Below are 16,417 nucleotides of genomic sequence, written 5' to 3'. Positions count from 1 at the left end.
ACCCATTGCCGCATACGATTGACGATGCCCTTGCCCGATTGAAGGACGTCTTCGGCTTTTCTGCGTTTCGCGGGCGGCAGGAGGCGGTGGTGTCGCGCGTCCTGTCGGGACAGTCGACACTGGCCGTGATGCCGACGGGCGCGGGCAAGTCGCTGACCTATCAATTGCCCGCGATGATGCTGGAGGGCACATGCGTGGTGGTAAGCCCGCTCATCGCGCTGATGCACGATCAGCTGCGCAGCGCCGAAGCGGTCGGCATTCGGGCGGCCACGCTGACGAGCGCGGACGACAATCGCGCCGAAACCATCGCGCGGTTTCGCGATGGCGCGCTCGACCTGCTTTACGTCGCGCCCGAACGCGCGAGCCAGCCCTATTTCCGCGACATGCTGCGCAGCGCGCGCGTCTGCCTCTTCGCCATTGACGAGGCGCATTGCGTATCGGAATGGGGCCATGATTTCCGGCCCGATTACCGCTTGCTGCGCCCGCTTCTGGACGAATTCGGCGATGTGCCGCGGCTTGCGCTGACCGCGACGGCGGACGAACACACGCGAGAGGATATTCTCGCCCAGCTCGGCATTGCCGAGGATGGCATGATCGTCGCCGGGTTCGACCGGCCCAACATCCGCTATCACATTACGCCGCGCGACAGCCTGACGCGCCAGTTGCAGCAATTGCTGGCCGCAGAGCCGGGACCGGGCATCGTCTATGCACCGACGCGCGCCGCGACCGAACGGCTGGCGCAATCGCTGGCCACGCCGGGCCGCGAGGTGCGCGCCTATCACGCCGGCATGCCGCCCGAGGTGCGCAGCCGCAACCAGGCCGCCTTCGTCGCGTCGGAAAACATGGTGATGTGTGCGACCGTCGCGTTCGGCATGGGCATCGACAAGCCCGACGTACGCTTCGTCGCGCATGCCGGTCTTCCCAAGAGCATCGAGGGATATTACCAGGAGACCGGGCGCGCGGGCCGCGACGGCGATCCGTCCACTGCGCATCTGTTCTGGGGCGCCGACGATTTCGCCCGCGCCAATCAACGCATCATGGAGGTCGAGGAGAGCCGCCGGCAAAGCGAGCGGGCGCGGCTGTCGGCCTTGGGCGCGCTGGTCGAAACGGGGGGGTGCCGCCGCGCGATCTTGCTGCGCCATTTCGGTGAAAACCCGGCGCAGCATTGCGGCAATTGCGACAATTGCCTGAACCCGCCCAAATCGGTTGATGCGACGGTCACGGCACAGAAATACCTGTCCGCCGTGGCGCGCACGCGGCAAATGTATGGCGGCGGCTATATCGAGAGCGTGCTCACCGGACAGTCCAGCGACCGCAGCCGCCAGAACGCGCATGACACCCTGTCGGTCTTCGGCATTGTCGAGGGGGAGGAAGCCGCACTCCTGAAACCGGTACAGCGCGCGTTGCAGGTGCGCGGGGCGTTGCTGCCGACCGAGCATGGCGGGCTGATGCTCGGCCCCGATGCGCGGCCGTTTTTGAAAGGGGAGCAGACGCTCGAAATCGTGCTGCCGCCCAAGCGGGGGCGGGGCCGCCGGACGCGCGGCGCAGGGCAGGCGCTGAACCCGGTGGGCGATCCGCTGTTCGACGAATTGCGCACGCTGCGCCGCGAACTGGCCGAGGAGGCGGGCGTGCCGCCCTATGTGGTGTTCCACGATTCGGTGCTGCGCGACATGGCCGGGCTGAAACCCGCCAATCGCGGCGAACTGTCGCAATTGCCGGGCGTGGGTGCAAAAAAGCTCGACGCCTATGGCACCGCCTTTCTCAACGTGATCCGCCGGTTCGCGTAAACCGGCCTAGCGCAACAGGTGCCCCGTCCGGTCGCGCTTCGTATCGAGATAGCGGGCATTGTGCGGATTGGCGGGCAATTGGTGCGGCACGCGTTCAGTGACTGTCACGCCGACCTCCTCCAATGCCGCGACCTTGGCCGGATTATTGGTCATCAAGCGTACTGCATCGACGTTCAACAGATGCAACATGCGCGCCGCGACCGGAAAATCGCGGGCCTCCGTCGGCAGGCCCAGCCGGTTGTTCGCATCGACCGTATCAAACCCCTGATCCTGGAGCCGATAGGCGCGCAGCTTGTTGATCAGCCCGATGCCGCGCCCTTCCTGCCGCAGGTAGAGCAGGACGCCCCAGCCGCCCTTTTCCGCCTCCTCCGCCATGGCGGCAAGCGACGCGTCGAGCTGCGGCCCGCAATCGCATTTCAGGCTTCCGAGCACATCGCCGGTCAGGCATTCGGAATGCAGCCGGACGAGCGGCACGCGCCCGTCCCCCTGCCGCCCGATGACGAGTGCGACATGTTCGCGCAGATCGTCCGGCGCGCGGAAGGCGACGATCTCGGCATGGTCCGCCGCCTCGGTCGGCAAGGCGGCGCGGGCCTGCACGGTGAGCCGGGCGCTGTCCTGAAACTGCGCGAGATCGGCGAGCGACACGGGCACGGCCTCGTCACACAGGTCTTCGCCCGGGATCGCGGGATCCACCATGAAAGCCGGCAGCAAGCCCGCAATCCGCGCCAGCGTCATCGCCGCGACCGCGATCTCCTCCCAATCCCGAGGCTGCGCCCGAAACGGACCGGCCAGCGGATTGGCGAGGTCGCGCGCCGGGTCGGCCAGCTCGCGCGCATCGCGCAGCGCGAACGGTTCCGCCGCGCGGATTAGCGCCGGCGCATCGGGCGCCGCCGCGTCCTTCTGATTCGCGAGTTTCAACGTGACCGCCCGCGCCGCAGAGATCAGCAGCAGCCGGGAGGTCGCCCCCGCATCATAGCCGGTTTCGGCCGGCAGCAGCGTGACCCTGTCCTCGATCCGGATTGGCCAGCCGTGGCGCAATGCGTCGATCGCCTGCCCCGCCCGCCGGGATGACGCGGTGCCCTTCATGGTTCAGGCTCTCACAATTCGAAGCGGGTGACGAGCGGGATATGATCCGACGGCCGTTCCCAGTCCCGGCAGGCCAGGTGGACCTCGTGCCCGGTCGCCTGCTTCGCCAGTTCGGGGGACGCCCACATATGGTCGAGCCGCGCGCCCCGGTTCGATTTTTTCCAGTCGCGATTGCGATAGGACCACCAGCTGTAGCTTTTTTCATCGTGCGGCACATGCTCGCGCCCGATGTCGACCCATCCATGCGCATCCTTGAACCGGACCAGCGCCTCGCGCTCGACCGGGGTGTGCGACACCACCTTCTGCAGCGACTTGCTGCTCCACACGTCATGTTCCAGCGGTGCGATATTGAAATCGCCGACGATCATGCTCGGCCGATCGACCGTTTCGGCCCAGCGCGCCATCCGTTCGAGGAAATCGAGCTTCTGCCCGAACTTGTCGTTCACCGCCCGGTCGGGGACATCCCCGCCCGCCGGGATATAGACATTTTCGAGCAGCATCCCCTGTGCCGCGCCGCCGACCTCCACGCCGACATGGCGCGCCTCGCCATTGTCCTGCCAGTCGTGGCGCGACAATTCGCGCAAGGGCAGGCGGCTGATCGTGGCGACGCCGTGATAGCCTTTCTGGCCATGCACGGCGCGGTGGGTATATCCCAATTCCTCGAACGGGGCGTGGGGGAAGAGATTCTCGGCAACCTTGATCTCCTGAAGACACAGCACGTCGGGCTGTTCTTCGTTCAGGAAACGGGTGACCTGGTCGATGCGAAGGCGCACCGAATTGATGTTCCATGTGGCGATCTTTACCATGCGCACGGCCATAGGGCGGTCGCGCGCAATGTCCAGTTCACAGGGCCGCCCATCGATGGGAAACAGCAAAAAACCCTCGTCCCGGGGGCAATGGGACGAGGGTTCCTTTTCGCGTTCGTCACGCTTTGCCAAGACGATCCGGCGGACCTGGGCAACAGGGGGGAAACCCGGTGGACCGCCCGTCTTGTCTTTCCCGTTCTAGGGGGAATTCGCTGTCGGATTGCTGAACAAAAATTCCGCTCTTCTCGGTCCGGCGCCAGCGAGACACGGATTATCGCCGCATCCGGACCGAATCGGCTTAGCGGCCCCGGCGCGCGGCGGGGGTGACGTCCTTGTACCGGAACATCGAATCGCTGACCGCCATGCCGTAGCGGTGATTGTCGAGAAACACCTTGGTCACGTTGTTCTGCGCATCGACCGCGACCCAGCTGGCAAGCTCCATCCCGCCCGGCGCGCCGGACTTCTTGCGAAAGATCAGCGTGATCGCGCCATATTCGGGATGCTTGGGATCCTTCAACTTGACGCTGGTGACGTTGGGATTGCCGCTCGGCATGATCTGCCCATAACGCGCGACGTCCTTGCCGGGGTCGAGCAGCGCACCAAGCGGGCTGTTGGCGACGGGCCACACCTGCTTCTGGCGAACTTCGTAGTCGAGCATGGTCAGACGCGACCCGTCCGACACGATCAGCATGGGGACGCCCTTCTGATACTGAAACCGGATCTTGCCCGGACGTTTCAGGGTCATCGTCCCGCCGACGCTCTGTCCGCCGCGGCCCACCTGCGTGAAATCGGCCTGCATCGTCTGTATCGCGCGCAGGGCCGACACCGCCCGGTCGAGATCGCCGGTCGCGGCCATGGCCGGGGTCACGCCCGCCGTCATCGCGGCGGGCACCGAAAGCATGAGAGCGCCCGCACCGATGGCACGAGCGATCCCGGAGAGTTTTGTTTTCATGGTCATCATATCGGTCTTTTCACATTGCGGCATTGAACGCGCCGTGAACCGAAAACCATGCAGAGGACATGCGTTCCCGCAACTATTGCGGGAAAGCCGCGATCACTTGATCTTGGCTTCCTTGAACTCGACATGCTTGCGCACGACCGGGTCATACTTACGCTGAACCATCTTTTCGGTCATGTTGCGCGGGTTTTTCTTCGTGACGTAGAAAAAGCCGGTGTCGGCGGTGGAAACCAGCCGGATCTTGACGGTTGCGGGCTTCGCCATGGCGCTATCCTAAAAATTGCTTCGCGCGCCGGTCGGCCCGGATACGCTCAGTTTCGGTCTTCGATAAATGTCCCGCCATCCGATTCGCGTCGGATAAAGCAGGCGAGGCGGCACTGTATCTCAGCGCCGCCCCGAATGCCTGCGCCTTTGCGGCAGGCCGGTCGATAAGTCAAGCTTTGCTAAGGCTCAACGCCCGCGGCGCAGCAGCCAGGTCAGCAATCCGCCGATCACGGCCACCCCGCCGAGCCCGCCATAGAGCGCGCCCTTGCGCTGTGTCCGCAATTCGGCAAGCGCCGATTCGTCGAGGAAAAACCCGCCGCCCGACCCGCGAATCACGCCCTGCGCCCGCAGGCGGTCGAAACGGTCGGCCTCGACCGGGTCGGCCGGCACGATATCGACGGCGGTGGCAGGGTTGGTCGCGCCCATCGAGCGGAACCGTCCGACGACGACATCTTCCATGTCACGCTTGCCGGTGGCGATCTGGGCGGGGGTAGTGGTCATGGGAAAGGCTCCGGGACAAATGGGCAGATGGGCTTTGTCTCTATAGCGCGGGCGCGGCGTTTCGGTTCCTGATCCACCCGCGCCGGATGAGACGGCTCAGGCGGCTCACGCCGGATGGTGGCGAAAGATGCACACCGTCGACAACAGCACCAGCGCCCCCACCACGGCCAGAAGCAGGGTCGCCGCGCTCAACCGCGTGACGATGTCCGGCCCGGCGAACAGCAGCGCCGGAATCAATGCACCCGATACGCCCACCACCATGTTGAGGGCGGCGTCCTGTTTGGCGCCGGTGCGCACGACGATGCTGGCGAGCCAGCCGAGAATGGCACCGACGATGATCACGATTATGATACCCATCGTCGTTTCTTTCGATTGTACGTTCGTCTCCTACAACCGGGCAAGGCGCGCCATGGTTCCATCTTGCGCGATTCCGCACCACGACAAAACGCCGCCCGGCGCGAACCGGACGGCGTTTGCAGGCGTCCACCAAAAGGCGCGCACGCAACCACTCGCGCGCCGAACCGCGGATTACCAGATGCGGATGCGTTCCTCCGGCGGGAGATAGAGGTCATCCTGTGCCGTGACGCCGAACGCCTCGTACCATTCGTCGAAATTGCGGACGATGCCGTTCACCCGGTACTGATTCGGTGAGTGCGGGTCGGTGGCCATGCGGGTGCGGGCCGCTTCCTCCCGCATCAGCGTGCGCCACACCTGCGCCCAGGCGAGGAAGAACCGCTGATCCCCGGTGAGCCCGTCGATGACCGGCGCGTCCTTTCCGCCGAGCGACATCTTGTACGCACGATAGGCAAGGCTCAGCCCGCCCAGGTCGCCGATATTCTCGCCCAGCGTCAGGCTCCCGTTCACGCAGGTTTCGCCATCGTCGAACGGGCAGAACGCATTGTACTGCTCGGTCAGGGAGGAGGTCAGCGCCTCGAAATTGGCGAGATCCTCGTCGGTCCACCAGTTGCGCAGCACGCCCTCGCCATCCGACTTTGCGCCCTGATCGTCGAAGCCATGGCCCATTTCGTGGCCGATGACCGCGCCGATCGCGCCATAGTTCACCGCATCGTCGGCGCCCGCGTTGAAGAACGGCGGCTGCAGGATGGCGGCGGGGAAAACGATCTCGTTCATGGTGGGGTTGTAATAGGCGTTCACCGTCTGCGGCGTCATGTGCCATTCGCCGCGATCGACCGGCTGCCCCAGCTTCGACACCATGTCGTTCCAGTGCCAGCGATCCGACGCCATCGCATTGGCAAACGCATCGCCCTTAACGATGTCCATGCCGTCATAGGTTTCGAATTCGTCCGGGTAGCCGATCTTGGGCGTGAAGGCGTTGAGCTTGGCCACGGCCTCCTTACGCGTTTCGGCGCCCATCCAGTCGAGATCTTCGAGATTGACGGCCATCGCCTTGCGCAGGTTGGCGACGAGCTGGTCCATGCTCGCCTTGTTTTCCGGCGGGAAGTGGCGCGACACGAATTCCTTGCCGAGCGTCTCGCCCATCATCCCCTCGGTCGCGGACAGCGCACGCTTCCACCGGGCCTGCTGCTCGGGCGTGCCCTGAAGCGTCTTGCCGTAGAATTCGAAGCTCGCATTGTCGATCGCCTCGGGAAGGACGGAGGCGCGATTGTCGATGAGATGGAGCGCGGCCCATGCCTGCAACGTCGCCATGTCGGTTTCGGACAGGATTTCGAGCTGCTGCTCCACCCCGCCGCCAAGCTTGGCCAGATCGGCATCGGTGAGGCCGTATTGCGCGATTTCCTCCGCCGTGGGCGTCACGTGATAGACCCAGAACTGATCCGTATCGATGCCCGATGCATCCAGCATCGCGGCCAGCGGCGCATCGCCCGCCAGCGCCATCAATTCGTCGCGCGACAGGCGATTGTAGGTCAGGTTGCGGTTGCGCGACATCGCATTGTCCCAGTCCGCCATCGCGAACCGGCGCTCCAGCGCATAGACCGCATCGGCGGTGGCGCCGGGGTCGGCATAGCCGAGCTGGCTTGCGAGGAAGGTCAGATATTCGCGATATTTCGCCCGGATCTCGAGGTTCTTCTCGGTATCCTTGAGGTAGTAATCGCGATCGGGAAGCCCCTGCCCGCCCACGGCGAGGATGGGAATATACTGATCCGGGTTCTTGGAATCGGTCGTGACGCCGAGGCCCAGCGGCGCGGGATAACCCGGCGTCCCGAACAGCCGCATCAACCCCGCGAGATCGCCCGCGCCATAGATCGCGTCGAGATAGGGCCGCGCGGGCGCCAGCCCCTTCGCATTGATCGTGTCGGTATCGAGATAGGCCGCATAGGCCGCCGCCACGCGCCCCTCCGGCGTGTCGAGCGAGCCGCCCTGCGCCGCCATGTCGGTTACGATCGTGCGCAAATCCTTCTCCGCCTGCACGGCGAGGAGGTCGAACGAGCCGAAGCGCGAACGATCCGACGGTATCGTGTTCGCCTGCATCCATTTGCGATTCATGTAGGCGTAGAAATCGTCGCCCGGATCGATGGTGGTGTCGATCTCGCTCGGGTCGATGCCCCAGCTGCCGAAATTCATCGTCGGCGTATCGTAGGCCGCCCCTTCGCCCGTCGCGGCATCCTGCATGACATGCGCGTGGGCGCCGTGGCCATCCGCGTGATCGTGGCCGTCGATCCCGTGGGCAAACGCAGGCACATGCGCGGTCAGCGCGGCCGCGGCGGCGGACAGGGACAGTGCAAGTTTTGACATTCTCATGGAGATAAGATCCTCTTTCATCGGGCGGAAGCCCTGCGTTGCATCGGGCAAACGCCCTGTGCCGGACGCGGCGCATGATGCGCCGGCCTTACGAAATCCGGTTTCAAATGCTACCTTTAACAGGCGCGGAATGAAAGCCTGCTGAATTGCCGGTCTCAACTGTCGAATTGCAGGCCGGCGAGATGGGCGTAGAGCCCGCTCGACGCGCTGAGGCTGTCGTGCGTGCCTTCCTCGACGATGCGGCCCCCGTCCATGACGATGATGCGGTCGGCGGCGCGCACGGTCGCGAGCCGGTGCGCGATGACCAGCGTCGTACGCCCCTGCATCAGCTCGTCCAGCGCGCCCTGCACCAGCCGCTCGCTCTCGGCGTCGAGCGCGCTCGTCGCTTCGTCGAGGAGCAGGATCGGCGCATCGCGCAAAAGCGCGCGGGCAATCGCGATGCGCTGCCGCTGACCACCGGACAGGCGCGCCCCGCCTTCGCCCAGCTGCGTGTCCAGCCCCTGCGGCAGGGCGGCGAGGAACTCCGCGGCATTGGCGGCCTCGACCGCGTCGGCAATCTCCGCATCGCTCGCATCCCAGCGGCCATAGCGCAGATTGTCGCGTGCGCTGGCGGCAAACAGCGTGCTTTCCTGCGGGACCAGCGCGATGCGGCGGCGCACCTCCGCCGGGTCCGCACGGGTCAGCTCCACCCCGTCGACGCGCACGCTGCCCGCCTGCGGATCGTAGAAGCGCGCGACGAGCTGAAACAGGGTCGACTTGCCCGCGCCCGACGGGCCGACGATGGCGACCGTCTCGCCCGGCTCCACCACGAGCGAGAAATCCTCGAGCGCGGCGGCGTCGGGCCGGGTGGGATAGCGGAAGGTCACGTCGCGAAACGCGATCGCTCCGCGCGGCGGATCGGGGAGCGCCTGCGGACGGGCGGGCGCGGCGATGGCGGGACGCGCGGCCAGCAATTCGCCCAGCCGCTGCGTCGCGCCCGCCGCGCGCAGAAGGTTGCCGTACACCTCGGTCAGCGAGCCGAACGCGCCCGCCACCAGCCCGGCGGTGATGACGAAGGCGGCGATGGTGCCGCCGGTGATGCGCCCCGCCGCCACGTCGGAGGCGCCTTTCCACATGAGCAGCGTCAGCGCGGTGAAGATGAGGAAGATCACGAGGCCGGTCATGATCGACCGGATGATGATGCGGCGGCGCGCGGTCTGGAAACTGCGGTCGACGGCGGCGGCAAAACGCGCGCGTTCGCGGTCTTCCTGGTTGAAGCCCTGCACGATCTTCATCGCGCCCAGCACTTCGGACACCATGGCGCCGACATCGGCGATGCGGTCCTGGCTCGACCGGGAAAGATTGCGCACCCGCCGCCCGAACCACACGATCGGCACGATGACGATGGGAATGAGGATGAACAATCCCGCCGTCAGTTCCGGCGTCAGCGCGAACAGATAGATCGTGCCGCCCACCGCCATGAGCACGTTGCGCAGCGCGACCGATACGGTGCTGCCGACGACCTGCTCGATAATGGCGGTGTCCGACGTCATGCGCGACGAAATCTAGGCCGGGCTGTTTTCCTCGAAAAAGCCGGGCGGCAACGAGAGCAGATTGTCCTGCACCCGCACGCGCAGATCGGCGACGATCCGTTCGCCGAGCCATGACACGTAATAAAAGCGCAGCGCCGTGCCGATGGCCAGCACCACCACGATGACGAGCAGATATTCGAACCAGCGCGCAATGTCGCCATCGCCCGAAAAACCGCGGTCGATCACCAGCTTGAAACCCGAGGGGATAGCCAGCGTCGCCGCCGCCGTCACGCTCAGCGCGGCAATCGCGCCGCGAGCCGGCCGGGATATTGCCGCGCCATGCCGAGCAGCAGCGAAAGCGGAGACAGAGTATCCGCCGGCGGACGTTCGTTCGATGGTGTGGAACCGCCACGCAGGCGCGAGGCCCTGGTCTTTGAGCTTGCCATGCCGCCCCCTAGCCCAAGCGGGAGAGCGGGTGAAGCCGTATGCGCGCCTTATTCTTTCGTTGCGCGCCGCGGCGCATCATCGCCGCGTCATCCCGGCACACTTGTATATATCCCTTGCGGGAGCCAAATGGGCCGTGCTGCATTGCAATATCAAGAAGGCGCGCTGCTTTCCCCCGCGCCCTCGCCGCTTAATTTCAGGAGACTTTTACGGTGCTGTATCAATTCTACGAACTGCAACGCGCCTTTCTGTCCTCGGCGAGCGCGGCCGCGTCGGTCGCGGCGCAAATGCTCGGAAATCCGCGCAATCCTTGGGGGTATAACGGTTTCGGACCGTCCGCGGCCAGCGCGCTGGAGGTGTTTTCCCATGCCGCACGCTCGCGCGGGAAACCGGAATTCGGCCTCGACACCGTGGAAGTGGACGGCAAGGACTATCCGGTCGTCGAATCGGACGTGCTGCACAAGCCGTTCGGCAATCTGAAGCAGTTCCGCCGCGAGGGGCTGGCCAAGGACGCGCCCAAACTTCTCATCGTCGCGCCGATGAGCGGGCACTACGCAACGCTGCTGCGCGGGACGGTCGAACGCATGATCGAAAGCGCCGAGGTGTATATCACCGACTGGACCGATGCGAAGCTCGTGCCATTGTCCGAGGGGCGCTTCGATCTCGACGACTATATCGACTATGTCATCGAATTCCTCGAACATATCGGGCCGGGCACCCATGTCATGGCCGTGTGTCAGCCTTCGGTCCCCGCCTTTGCCGCGACCGCGATCATGGCCAAGGACGGCAACCCCGCCCGCCCCGCCACGCTGACCATGATGGGCGGCCCCATCGACACCCGCGAAGGCGTGACCGAGGTGAACGAAATGGCGACGAAACGCCCGCTCGCCTGGTTCCGTCAGAATTTGATTGCGACCGTCCCGGCCCAGTATGCGGGCGCCGGACGCAAGGTCTATCCCGGCTTTCTCCAGCTTGCCGGCTTCATGTCGATGAACCTCGGCAATCACATCATGAGCCATTACGGCATGTTCAAGCATCTGGTGGCGGGCGACGGCGAAAGCGCGGATGCGACCAAGGATTTCTACGACGAATATCTGTCGGTGTGCGACATGACGGCGGAATTCTACATCTCGACCGTCGACGCAGTGTTTCAGGAGCATCTGCTCCCGCGCGGCCTGCTCACCCATCGGGGCGAGCGAATCGATTTCGACGCGGTCACCGACACCGCCATCCTGTGCATCGAGGGCGAGCGCGACGATATTTCCGGCATCGGCCAGACGAAGGCCGCACTCGACATGGTGAACAACCTGCCGGAGGCGAAGCGCAAGTATCACATGCATCCCGGCGTCGGGCATTACGGCATCTTCAACGGCTCGAAATGGCGCGGCCAGATCGCACCCATCGTTGAGGAGTGGATCGCCGCGAACCGCCGCAAATCGTTGAAGGCGGTCGCCTGACGCCGGCGATTCGCACGCGTGTCACCCGGCAGATCGTGCCGCATCTGCGAAAAATTTGCCGCAGATGCGTCGCGTCTTGCCGAAAAACCCGCGTCGCATAGTTGCAAAAACAGTTTCCTTTCGCCAAAGGGGGCTGAACGCGCAACTTTTCGCTGCCTTTCGGGGTGGGTCGGTTTGTTGCGCCTGATTTCCGGGCAATCAGGCCCGGGTTCCGACAGGATAGGTGACTATGGGTTTTCCGCCGGTTCAAGGCCTCTACGATTCGCGTAACGAACATGACGCATGTGGCGTGGGCTTCGTTGCTCATATCAAAGGCGAAAAATCGAACGCGATCATCAAACAGGGCCTGACCATCCTGGAAAACCTGGACCATCGCGGTGCGGTCGGGGCCGACCCGCTGCTGGGCGATGGCGCGGGTCTGCTGATCCAGATGCCCGATGCGCTCTATCGCCGCTGGGCGGAGGGGGCGGGGCTGACGCTGCCGCCGCTTGGCCAATATGCGGTCGCGATGTGCTTCCTGCCGCGTGACGAACCGTCCCGCGATTTCACCATCGCCAATTTCGAGAAGTTCATCGCCAAGGAAGGCCAGACGCTGATCGGCTGGCGCGATGTGCCCACCACGCTCGACGGGCTGGGCAAGACGGTGCTCGAGGAAATGCCGGTCATCCGGCAGTGCTTCATCGCGATGGGCGACAATTGCGCCGATCAGGACGCGTTCGAGCGCAAGCTGCTGACCATTCGCAAGCAGGCGCAGAACCCGCTTGCCGCATTGGCGGAAAAGCATGACCTGCCCGGCCTGACCGAGCTTTACATGCCGAGCTTCTCCACCCGCACGGTGGTGTATAAAGGCCTGCTGCTCGCGAACCAGGTGGGTTCGTTCTACGACGATCTGCGCGATCCCGATTGCACGTCGGCACTGGCGCTCGTGCACCAGCGTTTCAGCACGAACACCTTCCCGAGCTGGCGGCTCGCCCAACCGTTCCGGTTCATCGCCCATAATGGCGAGATCAACACGGTGCGCGGCAACGTCAACTGGATGAACGCGCGCCGTCGCACCATGGAATCGGACCTGCTGGGTGCCGATCTCGACAAGATGTGGCCGATCATCCCGCACGGGCAATCGGACACCGCGTGCCTCGACAATGCGCTCGAACTGCTGCTGGCGGGCGGATACAGCCTTGCCCATGCGATGATGATGCTCATCCCCGAGGCATGGGCCAAGAACGAGGAAATGGACCCGGCCCGCCGCGCGTTCTACGAATATCACGCCGCGCTGATGGAGCCGTGGGACGGGCTTACCGCGGTCGCGTTCACCGACGGGCGGCAGATTGCTGGCACGCTCGACCGCAACGGGCTGCGGCCCGCGCGCTGGCTGGAGACGAAGGACAATCTCGTCTGCATGGCCTCGGAAAGCGGCGTGCTGCCGTTCGCCGAGGAAGACATCGTGCGCAAATGGCGGCTCCAGCCGGGCAAGATGCTGCTGATCGACCTTGAAGAAGGGCGCATCGTCGAGGACGAGGAGCTGAAGGCGAAGCTTTCGGCGGACGAACCCTATGCCGACTGGCTCAACCGGTCGCAGTACAAGCTCAAGGATCTCGACGCGGTGGAGCCGGAGGCGGGCGATACCCCGCAGGGCGACGAAACGACCCTGCTCGACCGGCAGCAGGCCTTCGGTTACAGCCAGGAGGACGTGACCAAGTTCCTCGAGCCGATGCTGAACACCGGCGAGGATCCGATCGGCTCGATGGGCACCGACACGCCGATTGCCGTGCTGTCGCAGCGTTCGCGCCTGCTCTACGATTATTTCAAGCAGAACTTCGCGCAGGTGACCAACCCGCCGATCGACCCGATCCGCGAGGAGCTGGTGATGAGCCTGGTGTCGATGATCGGCCCGCGCCCGAACCTGCTCGGCCACGATGCCGGCACGCACAAGCGGCTCGAAGTGACGCAGCCGATCCTGACCAATGCCGATGTCGCCAAGATCCGCTCGGTCGAGGAAGCGCTCGACGGCGCGTTCCGGACCGAGACGATCGACATCACCTGGGACGCCTCCACCGGCGCCGAGGGGCTGGAGATGGCGCTCAAGGAAATGTGCTGGGCCGCGACCGAGGCGGTCCTGCAGGATCGCAACATCCTCATCCTGTCCGACCGGGCGCAGGGCAAGGACCGGATCGCGATGCCCGCATTGCTGGCGACGGCGGCGGTGCATCACCACCTCGTGCGGCAGGGGCTGCGCATGCAGACGGGTCTTGTCGTGGAAACGGGCGAGGCGCGTGAGGTGCACCATTTCTGCGTGCTCGCAGGCTATGGCGCCGAAGCGGTAAACCCCTATCTCGCGTTCGAGACGCTCGAACAGATCCGCCGTGAGAACGACAGCCCGCTTTCGCGCGAGGAGGTCGAGAAGAACTACGTCAAGGCGATCGGCAAGGGCATTCGCAAGGTCATGTCCAAGATGGGCATCTCGACCTATCAGTCCTATTGCGGGGCGCAGATCTTCGACGCCGTCGGCCTGTCGAGCGCGTTCGTCGAGCGGTTCTTCACCGGCACCGCCACCACGATCGAGGGTGTCGGCCTGTCCGAAATCGCCACCGAAACCGTGCGCCGGCACGAGGCGGCCTATGGCGACGAGCAGATCTATTCGAAGATGCTCGACGTCGGCGGAATCTACCAATATCGCGTCCGGGGCGAGGATCATGCCTGGACTCCGTCGAACATTGCCGACCTGCAGCACGCGGTGCGCGGCAAGAATTTCGACACGTATGAACAATATGCCGCATCGGTGAACGAGCAATCGGAACGGCTGCTCACCATTCGCGGGCTGATGGACCTGAAAAAGGCCGACAGCGCCATCCCGATCGAGGAGGTCGAGCTTACCGCCGAAATCGTCAAGCGATTCAGCACCGGCGCGATGAGCTACGGCTCCATCAGCTGGGAGGCGCATACCACGCTGGCGGTCGCGATGAACCGCATTGGCGGGCGCTCGAACACCGGCGAGGGGGGCGAGGAACCGGCGCGTTTCAAGCCGCTCGACAATGGCGACACCATGCGCAGCCGGATCAAGCAGGTCGCATCGGGCCGGTTTGGCGTGACGACCGAATATCTCGTCAATTCCGACGATATCCAGATCAAGATGGCGCAGGGTGCAAAGCCCGGCGAAGGCGGGCAATTGCCCGGCCACAAGGTGGACAAGACCATTGCCAAGGTGCGCCATTCGACGCCGGGCGTGGGCCTGATCTCGCCGCCGCCGCATCACGACATCTATTCGATCGAGGATCTCGCGCAGCTGATCCACGACCTGAAGAACGTGAATTCGGATGCGCGCATTTCGGTAAAGCTGGTGTCCGAGGTCGGCGTCGGCACTGTCGCTGCGGGCGTGTCGAAGGCGCGCGCGGACCATGTCACCATTTCGGGATACGAAGGCGGGACCGGCGCGTCGCCGCTGACGTCGCTGACCCATGCGGGCAGCCCTTGGGAAATTGGCCTCGCCGAGACGCAGCAGACGCTGCTCCTCAACAATCTGCGCAGCCGGATCGCGGTGCAGGTCGATGGCGGCCTGCGCACCGGGCGCGACGTTGCCATCGGCGCATTGCTCGGCGCGGACGAGTTTGGCTTTGCCACCGCCCCGCTGATCGCGGCGGGCTGCATCATGATGCGCAAGTGCCACCTCAACACCTGCCCGGTCGGCGTCGCGACGCAGAACCCCGAATTGCGCAAGCGTTTCGTGGGAACGCCCGAGCATGTCATCAACTACTTCTTCTTCGTGGCCGAGGAACTGCGCAAGATCATGGCCGAGATGGGCTTCCGCACCGTCGAGGAAATGGTCGGCCGCGTCGATCGCATCGACATGAAGAAGGCGATTTCGCACTGGAAGGCGGATGGCGTCGACCTGTCGCGCCTGCTGCACGTGGTCGAACCGGCCGAAGGCACGAAGCTGTTCCAGACGGACGAGCAGGATCACGGGCTGGATGCCGCGCTCGACCGCACGTTGATCCGCGATGCGGCCCCTGCGCTCGACCGGCAGGAGGCGGTGCAGATCTCGCGCGAGATTCGCAACGTCAACCGCACGACCGGCGCGATGCTGTCGGGCGAGATTGCAAAGAAGTACGGCCATGCCGGGCTTCCCGATAATACGATCCGCATCGATTTCACCGGTGTCGCGGGGCAGAGCTTCGGCGCATGGCTGGCCCATGGCGTGACGATGCAGCTGACCGGCGATTGCAACGATTACGTCGGCAAGGGATTGTCGGGCGGGCGCCTGATCGTGAAGCAGCCCGATGGGCTGAGCCGCGATCCGGGCGAGAACATCATCGTCGGCAACACCGTGCTGTATGGCGCGATCGCGGGCGAGGCGTTCTTCAACGGGGTGGCCGGCGAACGCTTTGCCGTGCGCAATTCGGGCGCCATCGCGGTGGTCGAGGGGACCGGCGACCATGGCTGCGAATACATGACCGGCGGCGTGGTCTGCGTGCTGGGCCGGACCGGGCGCAATTTCGCGGCCGGGATGAGCGGCGGCATCGCCTATGTCTATGACGAGGACGGGCAGTTCGCGAAGCGGTGCAACACCGACATGGTCGACCTGCGCGAAATCGGGAGCGTGGGCCAGGACGACGACATGTCCGGCCACCGCCCGGAACAGCGCGGCCACGGGGTGGAGGATTTCGGCATGGGCGATCCGCTCTACCACGACGCCGAACGCATCCGCATCCTGCTCGAACGGCATCAGCTGCACACGGGGAGCCGCAAGGCCGCCGCATTGCTCGCCGATTTCGATACCACGCTGAAACGTTTCGTGAAGATCATGCCGCGCGATTATGAAAACGCATTGAAGATGCTGGAAGCCGAGGCTCAGCAGGCCGAAACGGTCGCGGCGGAATAAGGGAGC

At 64.8% G+C, this 16,417-nt stretch carries 10 protein-coding genes and 1 pseudogene; 3 read left to right on the top strand and 8 right to left on the bottom strand.

The annotated features are described in order from the left end of the window. Positions 1 to 5 precede the first annotated feature (5 nt). Positions 6 to 1,787 carry a DNA helicase RecQ gene (gene recQ / locus JD971_RS08910; RefSeq protein WP_236672012.1) on the top strand — a complete coding sequence of 594 codons (1,782 nt, stop codon included), beginning with the start codon at positions 6 to 8 and terminating at the stop codon, positions 1,785 to 1,787. A gap of 6 nt (positions 1,788 to 1,793) precedes the next feature. On the opposite strand, the gene ribA is transcribed toward recQ, so the two are convergent. The 8 genes and pseudogenes from ribA to JD971_RS08870 form a co-directional block, all read right to left on the bottom strand. Next, positions 1,794 to 2,873: a GTP cyclohydrolase II gene (gene ribA, locus JD971_RS08905; RefSeq protein ID WP_202082731.1), complete on the bottom strand. Its 1,080-nt coding sequence runs from the start codon at positions 2,871 to 2,873 to the stop codon at positions 1,794 to 1,796. Positions 2,874 to 2,884: 11 nt separating this feature from the next. Continuing rightward, entirely contained in the window at positions 2,885 to 3,679 is a 795-nt protein-coding gene (gene xth / locus JD971_RS08900) for an exodeoxyribonuclease III (protein WP_202087502.1), read from the bottom strand. A gap of 298 nt (positions 3,680 to 3,977) precedes the next feature. Beyond that, a complete protein-coding gene (locus JD971_RS08895) occupies positions 3,978 to 4,631 on the bottom strand; it encodes an outer membrane lipoprotein carrier protein LolA (protein WP_371809518.1) in 654 nt (217 codons plus the stop codon). A 102-nt stretch (positions 4,632 to 4,733) separates the two neighbouring features. Next, on the bottom strand, positions 4,734 to 4,901 hold the full coding sequence (rpmG, locus tag JD971_RS08890) for a 50S ribosomal protein L33 (protein WP_066764720.1): 168 nt from the start codon (positions 4,899 to 4,901) through the stop codon (positions 4,734 to 4,736). Between the two features lie 186 nt (positions 4,902 to 5,087). Further along, positions 5,088 to 5,402, bottom strand: a complete 315-nt coding sequence (locus JD971_RS08885; RefSeq protein ID WP_202082727.1) for a hypothetical protein — start codon at positions 5,400 to 5,402, stop codon at positions 5,088 to 5,090. A gap of 105 nt (positions 5,403 to 5,507) precedes the next feature. Continuing rightward, complete coding sequence (locus JD971_RS08880; protein ID WP_202082725.1) at positions 5,508 to 5,759, bottom strand: GlsB/YeaQ/YmgE family stress response membrane protein; 252 nt, start codon at positions 5,757 to 5,759, stop codon at positions 5,508 to 5,510. A gap of 171 nt (positions 5,760 to 5,930) precedes the next feature. Next, entirely contained in the window at positions 5,931 to 8,117 is a 2,187-nt protein-coding gene (locus JD971_RS08875; protein WP_202082723.1) for a M13 family metallopeptidase, read from the bottom strand. 161 nt (positions 8,118 to 8,278) lie between these two features. After that, a pseudogene (locus JD971_RS08870) lies at positions 8,279 to 10,080 on the bottom strand (ABC transporter transmembrane domain-containing protein). Positions 10,081 to 10,290: 210 nt separating this feature from the next. Between JD971_RS08870 and JD971_RS08865 the strand changes: the two are divergent. Then, entirely contained in the window at positions 10,291 to 11,535 is a 1,245-nt protein-coding gene (locus JD971_RS08865) for a polyhydroxyalkanoate depolymerase (RefSeq protein WP_202082721.1), read from the top strand. A 229-nt stretch (positions 11,536 to 11,764) separates the two neighbouring features. Beyond that, positions 11,765 to 16,411, top strand: coding sequence for a glutamate synthase large subunit (gene gltB / locus JD971_RS08860; RefSeq protein WP_202082719.1), 4,647 nt, complete (start codon positions 11,765 to 11,767; stop codon positions 16,409 to 16,411). The last annotated feature ends 6 nt before the right edge of the window (positions 16,412 to 16,417 follow it).

This window comes from Croceicoccus sp. YJ47 (assembly GCF_016745095.1).
In the GTDB taxonomy this organism is placed as follows: Bacteria; Pseudomonadota; Alphaproteobacteria; order Sphingomonadales; family Sphingomonadaceae; genus Croceicoccus.
This window is presented reverse-complemented; position numbering and strand designations above follow the sequence as displayed.